Source organism: Variovorax sp. GW821-FHT09D05 (genome assembly GCF_059416325.1).
The window spans coordinates 421,616-436,860 of the sequence record NZ_JBWKOZ010000007.1; the positions used below are offsets into that span (position 1 = coordinate 421,616).

The 15,245-nt window shown below is 68.1% G+C and carries 14 protein-coding genes; 6 read left to right on the forward strand and 8 right to left on the reverse strand.

Going from position 1 to position 15,245, the window contains the following annotated elements:
• The first annotated feature begins 61 nt into the window (after positions 1–61).
• The 5 genes from AC07O3_RS21200 to AC07O3_RS21220 all read left to right on the forward strand — a co-directional run bounded on the left by AC07O3_RS21200 (position 62) and on the right by AC07O3_RS21220 (position 4,503).
• Positions 62–1,867: a sensor histidine kinase gene (locus tag AC07O3_RS21200; protein WP_495340274.1), complete on the forward strand. Its 1,806-nt coding sequence runs from the start codon at positions 62–64 to the stop codon at positions 1,865–1,867.
• Between the two features lie 87 nt (positions 1,868–1,954).
• Entirely contained in the window at positions 1,955–2,539 is a 585-nt protein-coding gene (locus AC07O3_RS21205; RefSeq protein WP_495340275.1) for a cytochrome b, read from the forward strand.
• Positions 2,539–3,126, forward strand: coding sequence for a YceI family protein (locus tag AC07O3_RS21210; RefSeq protein ID WP_307615323.1), 588 nt, complete (start codon positions 2,539–2,541; stop codon positions 3,124–3,126). The genes AC07O3_RS21205 and AC07O3_RS21210 overlap by 1 nt, the downstream gene beginning before the upstream one ends.
• Before the next feature lie 65 nt (positions 3,127–3,191).
• Positions 3,192–3,836: a YceI family protein gene (locus AC07O3_RS21215; protein WP_093054276.1), complete on the forward strand. Its 645-nt coding sequence runs from the start codon at positions 3,192–3,194 to the stop codon at positions 3,834–3,836.
• A 19-nt stretch (positions 3,837–3,855) separates the two neighbouring features.
• Positions 3,856–4,503, forward strand: a complete 648-nt coding sequence (locus AC07O3_RS21220; protein ID WP_093175159.1) for a LysE family translocator — start codon at positions 3,856–3,858, stop codon at positions 4,501–4,503.
• Positions 4,504–4,510: 7 nt separating this feature from the next.
• On the opposite strand, the gene AC07O3_RS21225 is transcribed toward AC07O3_RS21220, so the two are convergent.
• The 7 genes from AC07O3_RS21225 to argS form a co-directional block, all read right to left on the reverse strand.
• Positions 4,511–6,118 carry a phospholipase D family protein gene (locus AC07O3_RS21225; RefSeq protein WP_307615325.1) on the reverse strand — a complete coding sequence of 536 codons (1,608 nt, stop codon included), beginning with the start codon at positions 6,116–6,118 and terminating at the stop codon, positions 4,511–4,513.
• A gap of 10 nt (positions 6,119–6,128) precedes the next feature.
• Complete coding sequence (gene rpoN / locus AC07O3_RS21230; RefSeq protein ID WP_093077007.1) at positions 6,129–7,730, reverse strand: RNA polymerase factor sigma-54; 1,602 nt, start codon at positions 7,728–7,730, stop codon at positions 6,129–6,131.
• A 17-nt stretch (positions 7,731–7,747) separates the two neighbouring features.
• A complete protein-coding gene (gene lptB / locus AC07O3_RS21235) occupies positions 7,748–8,542 on the reverse strand; it encodes an LPS export ABC transporter ATP-binding protein (RefSeq protein WP_093054106.1) in 795 nt (264 codons plus the stop codon).
• Positions 8,539–9,252 carry a lipopolysaccharide transport periplasmic protein LptA gene (lptA, locus tag AC07O3_RS21240; RefSeq protein ID WP_307615326.1) on the reverse strand — a complete coding sequence of 238 codons (714 nt, stop codon included), beginning with the start codon at positions 9,250–9,252 and terminating at the stop codon, positions 8,539–8,541. Before lptA ends, lptB begins: the two co-directional genes overlap by 4 nt.
• 142 nt (positions 9,253–9,394) lie before the next feature.
• Entirely contained in the window at positions 9,395–10,042 is a 648-nt protein-coding gene (locus tag AC07O3_RS21245) for a thiol:disulfide interchange protein DsbA/DsbL (protein ID WP_093054102.1), read from the reverse strand.
• 142 nt (positions 10,043–10,184) lie between these two features.
• Positions 10,185–10,949 carry an SPOR domain-containing protein gene (locus AC07O3_RS21250; RefSeq protein WP_093175654.1) on the reverse strand — a complete coding sequence of 255 codons (765 nt, stop codon included), beginning with the start codon at positions 10,947–10,949 and terminating at the stop codon, positions 10,185–10,187.
• An 11-nt stretch (positions 10,950–10,960) separates the two neighbouring features.
• Entirely contained in the window at positions 10,961–12,646 is a 1,686-nt protein-coding gene (gene argS / locus AC07O3_RS21255) for an arginine--tRNA ligase (RefSeq protein ID WP_093175169.1), read from the reverse strand.
• A 131-nt stretch (positions 12,647–12,777) separates the two neighbouring features.
• Here argS and AC07O3_RS21260 point away from each other — a divergent pair, with 131 nt between their 5' ends.
• Positions 12,778–13,113, forward strand: a complete 336-nt coding sequence (locus AC07O3_RS21260) for a hypothetical protein (RefSeq protein ID WP_097200437.1) — start codon at positions 12,778–12,780, stop codon at positions 13,111–13,113.
• 77 nt (positions 13,114–13,190) lie between these two features.
• On the opposite strand, the gene AC07O3_RS21265 is transcribed toward AC07O3_RS21260, so the two are convergent.
• Positions 13,191–15,239, reverse strand: a complete 2,049-nt coding sequence (locus AC07O3_RS21265) for a spermidine synthase (RefSeq protein ID WP_495340276.1) — start codon at positions 15,237–15,239, stop codon at positions 13,191–13,193.
• Positions 15,240–15,245 lie beyond the last annotated feature (6 nt).

The following is a 15,245-nucleotide window of genomic DNA, read 5'->3' on the forward strand; positions in this document are numbered from 1 at the left end:
CCCGACTAGGGGACTCCATTGTCGCCGCGTCACGCACCTTCTCTATATAGTCGATTCGCCGATGACCCCCACCCCCGCATCACCGACCGCGCCGGGCGCCGCCAGCGACAGCAGCGACGACCGCTTCGCGATCCAGTGCGAGGTGCTGCGGCTGTCGGTCCGGCCCATCGGTCCGGTGCTGCTGGTGCAGTACCTGCTGAACTGCGGCGTGGCGGCGCTCTTCGCCTGGCAGTACTCGCTGACGCGCGCGCTGGTCTGGATCGCACTGGTCACGGGGGTGACGGTGATGCGCGGCTTCTTCCCGCAGCGCCTGCCAGAACCCTTCACACCCGGAACGCTGCGCGAGGCGCAGCGCACGCACACGCTGCGCACGGCCATCTGGGAGCTGGCGCACGGGCTGGCCGGGGTGCTGCTGTTCAACCCCGCGAGCGCCGACCTGCAACTGCTGCTGGGCCTGATCCTGATGGGCATGACGCTGTCGTCGGCCTTCTCGGTGTCGTTCTACACGCCGGCCACGCAGCTCGCCATCACGCTGCTGCTGGCGCCGATCATTGTTACCGGCCTATGGATGGGCGCGCCGGTGATGATGGCCGTGGCGGTCATCGGCATCGGCTTGATCGCGATGATGTGGAAGCTGGTGGCCGAGCGTTCGCGCCAGCTCGAAGAGAACATCGGCCTGCGGCTCAACGAGCGCACCCTGCGCGAACAGGCTCTGGCCGGCCTGCGCGCCTCCGAGCATGCGCAGGCCGAGCGTCTGCGCTTCTTCTCGGCCGCCAACCACGACCTGCGCCAGCCGGTGATGGCCATCGGCCTGCAGGCCGAGGTGCTGCGCCAGCAGCTGAACAACGGCGCGGACATGGAGGCGGTGCAGCACACGGTGGGCTCGCTGGCGCGGGCGCAGCAGGCGCTGGAGGGGCTGACCAACCAGCTGCTGGAAATCGGCCGCATCGAGGCCGCGGTCGATCCGCTGCGCCCGGCGGCAGTGGCGCTGGCACCGCTGCTGCAGGAACTGGCCCGGCAGGCGGGCGACGGCCGGGTGCTGGTGCGCTGCCCGCGCGACGCAATCGCCTGGAGCGACACGGTGTCGCTGCGCCGCGTGCTCGCCAACCTGGTCGACAACGCCGTCAAGTTCACACCGCGCGGGCGCGTGCTGCTGGCGGTGCGGGCGCGGCGGCGAGGCGCCGGCAGGGCCTGGCGCGTGGAGGTGCGCGACAGCGGCATCGGCATCGCGGCCGACGCGCAGCAGCGCGTGTTCAACGACTTCGAGCAGATCGGCAACGTCGAGCGCAACCTGCAGCGCGGCCATGGGCTGGGCCTGGCGATCGTGCGGCGGCTGGCGGCGCAGCTCGGCATTGCGGTGTCGCTGCGCTCGGCGCCGGGGCGAGGGTCGGTGTTCAGCTTCGAGTTGCCTGCCGCACCGGAAGGCGCGGTGGTGGCGACGCGCCCTGCTGCGGTGGCGCAGAACGATGGCGACGAGGCGGCGCGCACGCCGTTGCGCCCCGGGCTCGCCGTGCTGGTGGTGGAAGACAACACGGTGGTGGCCGACAGCCTCTCGGCCCTGCTGCTGCAATGGGAAGTGGAGCCGCGCGTCTATGCCAGCGCCGCCGAGGCGCTGGCGCTGGCCGACCTGCGCGCGCTCGACGCGGCGCTGTGCGACATCCGCCTGCCGGGCGCGCTCGACGGCATCGCGCTGGCCGAGAAGCTGCAGCGGCAGAAGCCCTCATTGGCGATCGCGCTGATTTCGGCCGACATCAACGAAGCCACCCAGCGGCTCGCCGCCGAGCGCGGCTGGCATGCGCTGCGCAAGCCGGTGCAGCCGGACGAACTGCGCGGCGTGCTGCTGAAGGCGCAGCAGCTGCGGGGCTGACCGAGGCCACCGGGCTGGCACGGCCCCTGCTGTGCTGTCATGGCTTCCGATATATGCTCCGCGCACAGGCCGCCAGCCCTGCCTTCGATGTCCACCGACACATCCCCCTCTTCCCTCGCCGCCGACCCGCGCTACGACCCGCTCGCGATCGCGCTGCACTGGCTGCTCGCGGCCCTGATCGTCGGTTCGTTCGGCGTCGGGCTCTACATGACGGGCCTGCCGTTCTCGCCGCTGCGGCTGAAGGTCTACAGCTGGCACAAGTGGGCGGGCATCACGATCCTCGCGCTGTCGGCGCTGCGGCTGCTGTGGCGGCTGGGGTACCGTCCGCCGGCACTCCCGCCGGGCATGACGCGGCTGCAGCTGGCCAGCTACCGCATCAGCCATACGCTGATGTACCTGCTGTTCTTCGCGGTGCCGCTGTCCGGCTGGGCCTACAGCTCGGCCATGGGCATGCCGGTCGCGTGGTTCGGCGTGCTGCCGCTGCCCGACTTCGTGCCTGTCGACCACGACTTCGCCGAGGCAGTGCTGCAGCCGCTGCACCGCAACTGCGCCTTCGTGCTGGCGGGCGTCACGCTGCTGCACGTGGCTGCCGTGCTCAAGCACCACTGGATCGACCGCGACGGTCTTCTGAAACGCATGTGGCCCGGGCCACGCAAGGAATCTGCTCGATGATGAAGCGACTGTTTTTCCGCCTTTTGCCGTCGCTCGCGGCACTGGCCTTCGCGATGGCACTGCCGGCGGGTGCCGAGCCCGCGGCCGCGAAGCTCGTTGCCGACAAGAGCCAGATCGTGTTCGTCACCAAGCAGATGGGCGTGCCGGTGGAAGGCACGTTCAAGAAGTTCGACGCACACGTCGCCTTCGATCCGAAGAAGCCCGAGGGCGGCAGCGTCGCGCTGCAGATCGACACGGCCAGCGCAGGCTTCGGCGTTCCGATGAGCGATGCCGAGTTGCCCAAGCAGCCATGGTTCGACGCCGCGCATTTCCCGCAGGCGAGCTTCCAGTCGAGCGCCATCAAGGCGCTGGGCGACGGCAAGTTCGAGATGGCGGGCAAGCTCACCATCAAGGGCACGGCCAAGTACGTGACGGTGCCCGTCAGCATCGCGGCGGCCGGCGGCAACTACGCGGTGGCCACCGGAAGCTTTACGATCCAGCGGCTCGACTACAAGGTGGGCGACGGCGAATGGACCGACACCTCGATGGTCGGCAACGAGGTGCAGGTGCGCTTCAAGTTCACGCTCACAGGCCTCGGGCCGCTGTGAACGGCCGAATGGGCCTGCCCTCCCCTCACTCACTTTTCTCTTTCATGACCCACACAACCAACGCCATGAAAAAGCTCCTTCTCGCCGCGGCCCTGTCGGCCGCCGCGTTCACCGGCGCCACGGCACAGCAGCAACCACAAGGGCCCGAATACACCGCGCCGGCCGTGGCCGCCAAGCCCGCGGGCGGGCCGGTGAAAAACGCCAACTACGTGGTCGACCCGACGCACACCTTCGTGATGTACGAAATGGGCCACTACGGCACCACCACCAACCGGGGCCGCTTCAGCACCAAGGACGGCTCCGTGCAGATCGACGGTACCGGCGCCAGCGGCAAGGTCGACATCACGATGGACATCAGCTCCATCAACACCGGCGTCGACCTGCTCAACCGCCACGTGCAGAGCAAGGACTTCTTCAACGTGGCCGAGTTTCCGACCGGCCGCTTCGTGGCCGACCGCATCGACTTCAGCGGCGGCAAGGTGGTCGACGTGCCGGGCACGCTCACGCTGATGGGCCAGACCAAGCCGGTGACGCTGAAGGCCGTGCGCTTCAACTGCTACCTGAGCCCGCTGATCAACCGCCAGGTGTGCGGCGGCGACTTCGAGACGACCGTGGAGCGCAGCGACTGGGGCATCACCTGGGGGCTGAACTTCGGCTTCGAGAACAAGGTGAAGCTGCTGGTGCAGGTCGAAGCGGTCAACGTGCAGTGACACCGGAGAAGGCAAGGCCATGATGGACACCACCCTTTCGCTGCTCGGCATCGCCGGCGCCATGACTGTGGGCGCGATGAGCCCTGGCCCCAGTTTCGTGATGGTGGCGCGCACCGCAGTGACCTCGCGCACCGACGGACTGGCCGCAGCGCTGGGCATGGGTGCCGGCGGGCTGGTCTTCGCGATTGCCGCGCTGGCCGGGCTGCAGGCGGCGTTCCTGGCCGTGCCGGCGCTGTACGTGGCCATCAAGGGCCTGGGAGGCGCCTACCTCGTCTACCTGGGCTTTCGCATCTGGAGCGGCGCGCGGCAGCCGCTGGCCGTGGCGGCGCAGGAGACGGACGGGTCGCCGCGCCAGCAGGGCCGTAGCGGCCGCACCTTCCTGCTGGGCCTGGCCACGCAGGTCAGCAACCCGAAGACTGCCGTGGTCTACGCCAGCATCTTCGCGGCCTTCCTGCCGCGCGAGGTGCCGCTGGTGCTCGCACTGGCGGTGCCGGCGGTCATCTTCTGCATCGAGACGGGCTGGTACGCCATCGTGGCGCTGGCGCTTTCCTCGGCAGCGCCACGCTCGGCCTACCTGCGCTACAAGGTCTGGATCGACCGGGCCGCCGGCGGCGTGATGGGGCTGCTGGGCCTGCGGCTGATCTGGTCGGCCGTGCGCGGCAACTGAGCCGACGCTACAACAGGCTCTCCGGCGTCAGCGGCGCCAGCAGTTCGAGCATGGTCCGGTCCCAGAAGCCGGAGTCGGGCTCCTCGCTCAGCACAGTGAGCTTGCCGGCGTCGTCGCTGACCCATTCGATGCGCGACTCGTTGCTGCCCTCGGCAAAGCGCAGCCGGTAGGCGCCCTGCTGCTTGAGCACGTCGATGAGCTTGAGCGCCTGCTGCGCCATCTCGGGGCTGCGGATGAAGAGGCCGATCTCGGTGTTGTGCGTCTCCGAGCGCGGATCGAAATTCATCGAGCCGACGAAAAGAATGCGCCGGTCGATCACCGCCGACTTGGCGTGCAGCCTGCCTACCGAGGTGCCGAACAGGCCGAGCCGCACGCTGCGCCGGGTGCGCGTGGAGCTCAGTTCGTAGAGGTCGGCGCCGAGCTTGAGCATGTCGGGCCGGTAGCGGCGGTAGGCGGTGTGCACCAGCGGCTCGTCGGTGGCGGCCAGCGAATTGGTGACGACGCTGATCTTCACGTTGCGGCCGCGGATCTCGCGCATCACCTCCAGCCCCGAGGCGCCCGGAATGAGGTAGGGCGAGACGATGGTCACCTCGGAGCGCGCACGGCGCATCTGCTCGACCACGTTGTAGCGCACGCTGTCGACGTCCAGCAGCGGCACGCCGCCGTATGAGGCGGTCTTGCCGATCACGCGCTCGGGCGAATCGGCGTAGGCCTCTGCGGTGGCCCAGATCAGTCCGAGCTTGCCGGCGTTCAGGTCTTCCGCCATCGGGCTGTAGCCAAGCAGGTCGTTGGGCGCGGGCGGCGGCGGCGGTGGCGTGGTGTCGGGGCCGGTGGCGACATCGAAGCGCTTCTGCAGCTCCTCGCGCGACAGGTCGCTGGCCACCACCGACTGGATCGGCCGCACGTAGATGCTGTTCCAGTACTGGTCGAACAGGCTGCCCAGCCGCGGGATCAGCGCGCCGGTGACGAAGGTGTCGAGGTCTAGAAAGTTCTCGCCCGCCGTGCGCCTGAAATACTGGTTGCCGATGTTGCGCCCGCCCGCCACCGCCATCGCGCCGTCGGCAATGAACAGCTTGTTGTGCATGCGGCGGTTCACGCGGCTGAAGTCGAAGAGCGACGCGCTGAAGCGCTTCAGCAGGCTGCCGCGCCCGGCCGGGAACGGGTTGAACAGGCGCAGCTCCACGTTGGGCGTGGCGGCCAGGCCGAGCAGCAGCTCGTCTTCGCCGGAGGTGTAGAGGTCGTCCATCAGCAGCCGCACGCGCACGCCGCGCTGGGCGGCGTCGCGCAGGGTGCGCATCAGGTAGCGGCCGGTCTCGTCGTTCTCGATCTGGTAGTACTGCACGTCGAGCGTGCGCTGCGCGCGACGGGCCAGCTGGATACGGGTGTCGAAGGCGAAGTCGCCGCCGGGCATGAGGCGAAAGCCGCTCAGGTCGGGGTCGGGCTGCGAGGCCAGCGCGATCTTGCCGAGCGCGGTGTCGGCTGACACGGCCATGGCCTTGGTGGGCGGGCGCGGCGCCTCGTCGGGCAATGTGGCGCAGCCTGCGAACAGCAAGACCGCCGCCATGACGAAAACCCAATGCCCACAACGCGAAAGCGACGGCAGGCGACGGGTCATCGGTGGCTTTCTACAGGGCCTTGCGAAGGTTGGCGGGCGCGATGCGCAGCGCCTCGCGGTACTTGGCCACGGTGCGGCGCGCGCACTCGATGCCCTGCTCTTTCAGCATCTCTGAAATCTGGCTGTCCGACAGCGGCTTCTTGATGCTCTCGGAGCTGACGAACTGCTTGATCAGCGCGCGCACCGCGGTGCTCGACGCATTGCCGCCGGTCTCGGTGCCCAGCGCCGAGCCGAAGAAGTACTTGAGCTCGACCGTGCCGAAGGGCGTGGCCATGTACTTGGCGGTGGTCACGCGCGAGATGGTCGATTCGTGCAGGCCCAGCTCGTCGGCAATCTCGCGCAGCACCAGTGGACGCATCGCGAGTTCGCCGTGCACGAAGTAGCTCTTCTGCCGCTCGACGATAGCGTTGCTCACGCGCAGGATGGTGTCGAAGCGCTGCTGGATGTTCTTGATGAACCAGCGCGCCTCCTGCAGCCGCTGCGACAGCGCCTGGCTGCCTTCGCCCTTGTGCGACTTGAGTGCGCCGGCATAGATGTCGTGCACGCGCAGGCGCGGCATCACCTCGGGGTTCAGCATGACGCGGAACTTCACATTGGTGCCGCGGCCCGTCTTGGTGACGATCACGTCGGGAATGACGATGTTGCGCTCGACGTCGACGAAGCGCCGGCCCGGCTTCGGCTCGAGCCGCGCGATGATCTGCAACGCCGAGCGCACCAGCTCCTCGTTGCTGCGGGTGAGCGTGGCCAGGCGCTTGAAGTCGCGGCGCGCGAGCAGCTCCATTGGCTGCTTGCAGATGGCAATGGCGGTCTTGCGGACCAGTTCTTCCTCGTCGGTCTCGTCCTCGCGGGCCAGGGCGCGCAGCTGGATGCCCAGGCATTCGCCGAGGTCGCGCGCGCCGACGCCGGCGGGTTCCAGGCTTTGCAGCAGGCCGAGCGCCACCTGAAAGTGATGCACGAGGTCGTCGAACTGGTCGTTGTCGTCGCCGGCCAGGCCCGAGGCCAGTGCGGGCAGCGAGTCTTCTAGGTAGCCGTCGTCGTTGAGCGATTCGATGAGAAAGCGCAGCGCGGCGCTGTCGTTCTCGTTCAGGCGCAGGCTCAGCGCCTGGCGATGCAGGAAGGACTGCAGCGACTCCTGGCTGCGCGCGAGTTCGGTGGCGTCGGCACGTTCGTCGTCGCCGAGGTTGTTCTGGCGCGCGGGCGCATCGCTGCCCCATTCGCTGTCGTCGGGCGCCATGTCGACGGTGCCGTCGCCTTCCCAGTCGGGCTCGCGCTCGGTGATCTCGGCAGCGGGGCCGTCGGTGTCGGCCGTGGTGGTGGTGCTGGTTTCGGTGGAAGCAGTGGACGCGCTGGCGGCGGGCGAAGCGAAGTCGCTTTCGCCGTCGCCGCTATCGCCGCCGTCGTCGCGCGGCACCGGGGCATCGGCCGTGTCGAGCCCGAATTCCTCGCGCGCCGCTTCTTCAGCCGTGCGCTCGAGGAACGGGTTCTCGTCGAGCATCTGCTCCACCTCCTGGCTCAGTTCGAGCGTGGAGAGTTGAAGCAGCCTGATCGACTGCTGCAGCTGTGGCGTCAACGCCAGATGCTGCGAGACGCGAAGGGATAGCCCTTGCTTCATGGGAACCGCTCCCGCCCTTACATGCGGAAGTGTTCGCCCAAGTACACCCTGCGTACTTCGGCGTTGTCGACGATCTCCGAGGGTGTGCCTTGTGCCAGCACATGCCCGTCGCTGATGATGAAAGCGTGATCGCAGATGCCCAGCGTTTCACGCACGTTGTGGTCGGTGATGAGCACGCCGATGCCGCGCTCCTTCAGGAAACTGATGATCCGCTGGATCTCGATCACCGCGATCGGGTCGATGCCGGCGAAGGGCTCGTCCAGCAGGATGAAGCGCGGCTGCGTAGCCAGCGCACGCGCAATTTCGACGCGGCGGCGCTCGCCGCCCGACAGCGCGAGCGCGGGCGAATCGCGCAGGTGGTCGACGCGCAGGTCGGCCAGCAGCTCGGCCAGGCGCTCGTCCATGTGCTGCTTCGACAGCGGCGCCATCTTGCCGTTCTCGTCGGGCTCGCTCTGGAGCTCGAGCACGGCGCGCACGTTTTCCTCGACCGTGAGCTTGCGGAAGATCGAGGCTTCCTGCGGCAGGTAGCTCAGGCCCATGCGGGCGCGGCGGTGGATCGGCATGTGGGCGATGGGCTCGCCGTCGATGCTGATGTCGCCCGCGTCGGCGCGCACCAGGCCCACGATCATGTAGAACGAGGTGGTCTTGCCCGCGCCGTTCGGCCCGAGCAACCCGACGACTTCGCCCTTCTGCACGTCGAGCGAGACGTCTTTCACGACCGTGCGGCTGCCGTAGCTCTTCTTCAGGCCGCGCGCGATCAGGCGGCTGCCCGGTGCGCCGTTGGCGTCCTGCGTTCCTGCGGTTTCGATCACTTGCGGGTTTCTCCCTGGTCACTGAGCGTGGTGCTCTGGCGCAGGCCCTTGCCGGGTGCGGGCGTGGGCGCCGGCGGCGCCGCCTTCGCGCCGGCCGGAGCCGAGGCACCGGCTGCCGGTGCGGTGGCGGCCTTGGGGGTCAGGATGGTCTTGACGCGCCCGCCCGGGGTGGACGCGTTGACGGCGGTGTTCGGCGGCACGGTGGAACCGTTGACCGTGTAGGTGTCGTTGCTCTGGTCGTAGACGATCAGCGCGCCCTGGCTCTCGTCGTTCGGCGTAGCGCCGAGCAGGCGGCGCATGGTGGCGTTGCGGATGAACTTGACGTTGTCGGCGCGGCTGTCGTACTCGATGACTTCCGACTCGCCCTCGATCCACTCGTCGGGCGCATTGCGTTTCTGCTTGTAGTAGGCCCGCTTGCCCGGTGCCGCCGTGACCACGCCGTACTGGTAGCCCTCGGGGTCCTGGCGTACATCCATGCGTGCGCCGCGGATGATGATCGTGCCCTTCGTAACGAGCACGTTACCGGTGAACACGCTGGTCTGCTTCAGGTCGTCGTAGCGCATCGAGTCCGACTCGATGTTCATCGGCTTGGTGCGGTCGGCGGTTTCGGCCAGTGCGCCCGAGGCAAGGCCGGCCAGCAACAGCGCGCCGGCGGCCAGGCGGCCGATGCGACGAAGGAAGGGAGTGGTGGGGTGAGAGTGCAATGTCATAGAGGCACGAAACTTGCTCGGCATTGTATGCGGCTGATTGCGTCAGCCCCGCACGCACAGATGAAAAAGCCCGCCGATGCGGGCTTGACTTTCTTCCTGGAACACCGCGGAACCGGCTCCGCCGGACCGCGATCCTGGGGGGTCAGCCCTTCTTCGCTTCGCCGATCAGATAGTTCACGACCTGAAGCACTTTGGTCATGTTGCCGGCGGTTTCGCCATCCACATACCAGCGGCCGGCCACGGCCATTGCCGGCACGCCAGCCACCTTGTAGGCGTCGGTCATTTGCGAGGCGCGCTTGGCCTTGCTGGCCACGCCGAAGGAGGTGAAGACTTCCTTGAACTTGGCGCCGTCCAGGCCGTTGGCGGCGGCCCAGGCAATGATGTTGGCGTCGCCGTTCACGTTCTGGCGCTGCGCGTGGATCGCGTTGAACACCTTCGGCTGATATTCGTCGACCTTGCCCATCGCCTCGAGCGCGTAGTACAGGCGCTGCTTGGCTTCGACGTCGTTGCCCACGAAAGGCACGGGGATGCGGCGGAAGGCGACTTCCTTGGGCACCGTCTTGATCCAGGCTTCCAGCGCCGGCTCGAAGTCGTTGCAATGCGGGCAGTTGTACGAGAAGAACTCGACCACCTCGATCTTGCCGGCGGGCGCGTCGACCGGCACGCGCTTGTCGAGCACCAGGTACTCGGTGCCGGCCTTGGGCGCACGCGCCTGGGCGTGGGCCGGGTTGGCAGCCAGGGACAGCAGCCCGAGCGAAGTGGCGGCCAGCGAAAAGTCACGACGTTTCATTGAAAGAGCTCTCCAGTTGTTACGGCAGACTGAGCCGGCGCGCGGCGGGGAGTTCCCCCTCATCCGGCGCGCCCGAGGCAGTGGATGGTGGCGGCAAACGCCGCGCGGCGAAGCTTAGGGGCTATTTGTGTCGGCTGCCGGGTCAGCGCTGCACGCGAACCAGCGCCGAATCCATGCCGCCGCCGTCGAGCCGCTCCTTGAGGCGGTCGGCGTCGTCCTTCTTGTTGAAGGGGCCCGCGCGCACGCGGTAGACGGTGCGGCCCGCCTGCTCGCGCTCGGTGACCTTGGCCTCGACGCCCATCAGCGACAGCTTGGCGCGCTGGGCCTCGGCGTCGTCGGTGGTGCGGAAGGCGCCGGCCTGCACGAAGTACATGAACGGATCGGGGCCCGAACTGCTGCTGCCGGCATTGCTGTTGCTGCTCGGTGCGGCCGACGCGGTGGTCGTGCTGCCGGAGCTGGCGCCGCCGCCCGAGCGCGCCCGGGCCAGGTCGCCCAGCGGATCGTTCGACGGCGGCAGGGCATTGGCTTCGGCCGGCACCGGCGCAGGGCGCGGCGGCTTGGGCGCCACCACCACGGGCACCGGCGGTGCGGTCGTGGGCGGGGCGGTGGCAGGGGCCACGGCGGTGGTGGCCGGCTCGCCGGTGACGGGGTTGACCGGGCCGGTAGGTGCGGGCGCCGGCTTGGCAGCGCCTGCCTTGCCGGCCAGCGGCGCGTTCGGGTCCCAGTCGCGGTTCTTGCGGGCTTCGGCCTCGTCCTGCTCGGCGCCGCCGCGCTGCGTCTTGGTCACGAACGGGATCGGCACCTTGGTCACATAGACCGCGATGCCCAGCGCGACGCCCAGGCCGAGCACCAGCCCGATGATCAGGCCGATGACGATGTTGCCGCGTTGTCTGGTTGTCTTCTTCATGGTGAGGAGGTTCACATCTTGCTCGGCGCACTGACGCCGAGAATCGCGAGGCCATTGTGCAGCACCTGCGCGGTCGCGGCGACCAGCGCCAGGCGGGCCAGCTTGACCTTTTCGTCGTCGACCAGGATGCGCTCGGCGTCGTAGTAGCTGTGGTAGCTGGCGGCCAGCTCGCGCAGGTAGAACGTGACGTCGTGCGGGGCGAAGTCCTTCGACGCAGCCGTCAGCATGGCCGGGTACTTGGCCAGCAGCAGCATCAGCGCCTGGGCCGCCGGGCTTTCGAGCGGCGACAGGTCGACGTCCTTCAACGTGGCCGCGTCGCCGCCCCAGCCGGCCAGCACCGAGCAGATGCGCGCATGCGCGTACTGCACGTAATAAACCGGGTTGTCGTTGTTTTTCGTCACCGCGAGGTCGACGTCGAAGGTGTATTCGGTGTCGGGCTTGCGGCTGAGCAGGAAGAAGCGGATGGCATCGGTGCTGGTCCACTCGATCAGGTCGCGCAGCGTGACGTAGCTGCCGGCGCGCTTGCTGATCTTGACCTCTTCGCCGCCCTTCATGACGCGCACCATGGTGTGCAGCACATAGTCGGGGTAGCCCTCGGGAATGCCTTCGCCCGCCGCCTGCAGGCCGGCGCGCACCCGGGCGATGGTGCCGTGGTGGTCGGTGCCCTGGATGTTGATGACCTTGTGGAAGCCGCGCTCCCACTTGGCGATGTGATACGCGACGTCGGGCACGAAGTACGTGTACGTGCCGTCCTGCTTCTTCATCACGCGGTCCTTGTCGTCGCCGTAGTCGGTCGACTTCAGCCACAGCGCGCCGTCTTGTTCGTAGGTCTTGCCGGCGGCCACGAGCTTCTGCACGGCAGCTTCGACGCGGCCGCTGGTATAGAGGCTGGACTCCAGGTAGTACTGGTCGAAATGAACGCGGAAGGCCTGCAGGTCGAGGTCTTGCTCGCGGCGCAGATAGGCCACGGCGAACTCGCGGATCGCGTCGATATCGTCGATGTTTCCGCTGGCGGTGACTTCGCGGTCTTCCGACTTGACGGTCTTCTTCGCCTTGAAGTCTTCGGCGATGTCGGCGATGTAGTCGCCGTTATAGGCAGGGGCCTTCTCGCCGCTGGGCCATTCGGCGTCGCCGGGCTTGAAGCCGCGGGCGCGCAGCTGTGTGCTGGTGGCCAGCGTCTGGATCTGCACGCCGGCGTCGTTGTAGTAGTACTCGCGCCAGACGCTTTCGCCCTGCGAGGCGCGCAGGTTGCAGATGGCGTCGCCCAGTGCCGCCTGGCGGCCGTGGCCGACGTGCAGCGGGCCGGTCGGGTTGGCCGAGACGAACTCGACCAGCACCTTTTCGCCGGTGGCGGGCTGTTGCCCGAAAGTATTCCCGGCCGACAGCACCTCGCGCACGATCTGCTGCTTGGCCGTCGTCTTCAGGCGGATGTTGAGAAAGCCGGGCCCGGCGATCTCGATGGCCTCGACCCATTGGCCGAAAGCGGGGGTGGCGAGCAGCGCAGCGCTCAGTTGCTCGGCCAGTTCGCGGGGCTTGCGCCCCAGCGGTTTGGCGAGCTGCATGGCGGCCGTGCTGGCGAAATCGCCATGCGCAGCCACCTTGGGCGACTCGAACGCGGCTTTGGAGCCAGCGCCGGGCGAGAAGGATTCGAGCGTGTTCGCGAGCGCCGCGAGCAGCTCCTGTTTGACCAATAGCATCCGGGAATTTTACCGGGGGCAAACCCGGGTGCAGTTGACGATGGTCATCCGATTGTTGGCTTGGCCCGTTAGGATGGTCGGCCCCAAGGCGGGGCTCCTGTCACAACCCAACCTTGCAAGGACACATCACCATGAAGAAGCTCCTTTCCCTGCTCGCACTCGGCGCCTGTCTTTCCTTCGGCGCCGCACAGGCTCAAGACAAGGCCGCCACCCCGGCACCAGCCCCCGCCGCCGCTGCTGCACCCGCCGCCGCCGGCGCAAGCTGCGAATCCAAGGCTGTGGACAAGAACGGCAAGGCCCTCGCTGGCGCGGCCAAGGCCAGCTCCATCAAGAAGTGCGAGAAGGACACCAAGGCTGCAGCTGCTCCCGCCTGCGCCGCCAAGGCCGTCGACAAGAACGGCAAGGCACTGGCCGGCGCCGCCAAGAACAGCTTCATGAAGAAGTGCGAGAAAGACGCCAAGGCCTGAAGCCACGCTGCGCTAACAATTGTGAAAAGAGGCCCGCCACGTGCGGGCCTTTTTCATGGCCGCGCCAACGCACCACGCTACTTCAGCACGCCCAGCAGGTTGTTGAAGTCGTCGGTCCAGGGCCGCTGGCCCGGCTTCGTGGCGATCGGCGTCGCGGCCTCCCGTATCAGCTCGCGCGCCAGCACCTGCGGATCGCGCGCGACCAGCACCCAGTCGGTACGGTGCAGCCAGTCGGACTGCTCAGCCTCGTCGTGCACCAGCACCGCGTGCAGTCCCCGGGCCTCGGCCACTTTGGCGATCACGGGAGCGAGCGCCAGGAACCGGTTGGTCACGTGAAAGGCGATCACGCCGTCGGGCTTCATGTGCCGCAGGTACACGTCCATCGCCTCGGCCGTGAGAAGGTGAACCGGCACCGAGTCCCCTGAAAAGGCGTCGACCGCGAGCACGTCGAAACCCTGCGCCGGCTCTCGCTCCAGCGCCAGCCGGGCATCGCCGAGCACGCGTTCGATGCGCGCTTCGCTGTCGCGCAGGAAACTGAACTCCTTGTCCGCCAGCGCGAACACCTGCGGATTGATATCGTAGAAGCGGTAGACGTCGCCGCTGCGGCCATAGGTCGCGAGCGTGCCCGCACCCAGTCCGATCAGGCCCACGCGGCGCGGCGCGGCCGGCGCAGAGTCGATCGCGCGGCCGATGCCGGAGGTTTCGCCGTAGTAGGTGGTGGGCTCGTGCCGACGCTCCGGGTCCAGGAACTGCGAGCCGTGCTTGATCGACCCATGCGCCAGCTGGCGCACGTTGTCGGACGGAGGATCGCCCGTCGTGTCGTAGACCAGCAGCGCCCCATAGAAATTGCGCTGCAGGCTGCGCGCGCCCGACCGGTCGCTGCCGACCTGCAGCAGCAGGAAGAGCGTGCAGCAGGCGGCCAGCACCACGCAGCAGACCCGCAGCCACACCCGCTGGCGCAGCACGGCCGCCGCCGCCAGCGCGGTCAGCATCAGGCCGAGCCCCAGCTCGTAGTAGGCCACCAGCACATGCGGCGCGACCAGCCCGACCGTCACCCCACCCAGCGCCCCGCCGAGCGACATCATCAGATAGAAGCGCGTGAGGTAGCGCGGCTCCGGCCGCAGCTTCGCGGTTTCGCCGTGCAGGAACATGCACAGCACGAACAGCCCCGACACATACAGCGGCAGCGCAATGCGGACCTCGGCGCCGATGTGGTGCTGCAGGCCGAAGGCGCACAGCAGCAGCATGACGGCCGCCAACGGCAGGAACACGCCGCGCCTGTACCAGCGGTCGCTCTCGAAGCACAGGACGAAAGTCAGCAGGTACAGCGACAGCGGCAGCACCCAAAGGAATGGCACCGCGGCAACGTTCTGGGTGATGTGGTTCGTCACGGCCAGCAGCAGCCACGACGCCAGCGCCGGCAGCGCGAGCCACAGCAGGTAGTCGGCGACGCGCGGCGGCTTGTCCTCCACGACAACCTGGGCGGCCTGGCCCGGCGATGACTGCTGCGGCACTACCTCGGCCGTCAATCGCCGCGCCATGTACAGCGTCGTGCCGGCACACAGCACCACGAAGGCGGCGTAGCCCCACGACCATCCGTGCGCCTGCTGCAGCAGCGTGCTGCGCGGCTCGATCAGCACGGGATAGCTCAGCAGCGACAGCAGCGAGGCCAGGTTCGACAGCGAGAAATAGCGGTACACCTGCGCGCCCCACGGCGTGCACGCTACCCATGACTGCACCAGCGGCCCGGTGGTCGAGAGCAGGAAATACGGCAGGCCGATGGTGCCGAACAGCAGCCCCAGGATGCGCCAGGCCGGGTCTTCGGTGCCCGTCGGCTTCCAGTTCGCGCTCACCACGATCGGAAGAAACGCCAGGCTCGCGAGCAGCAGCGCCACATGCAGCACGGCCTGCGCCCGCATGCGCAGATGGCGCGTGACCCAGTCGGAATACGCGTACCCCGCCAGCAGCACCACCTGGAAGAACACCATGCAGATCGACCACACCGCGGCCGAGCCGCCGAACCACGGAAGAATCTGCTTCGCGATCAGCGGCTGGACCAGGAACAGCAGGAACGCGCTGCTGAAGATGGTTCCGGCAAACAGAAGCTGGATGCCGGGGTGTCCCATGCCGGG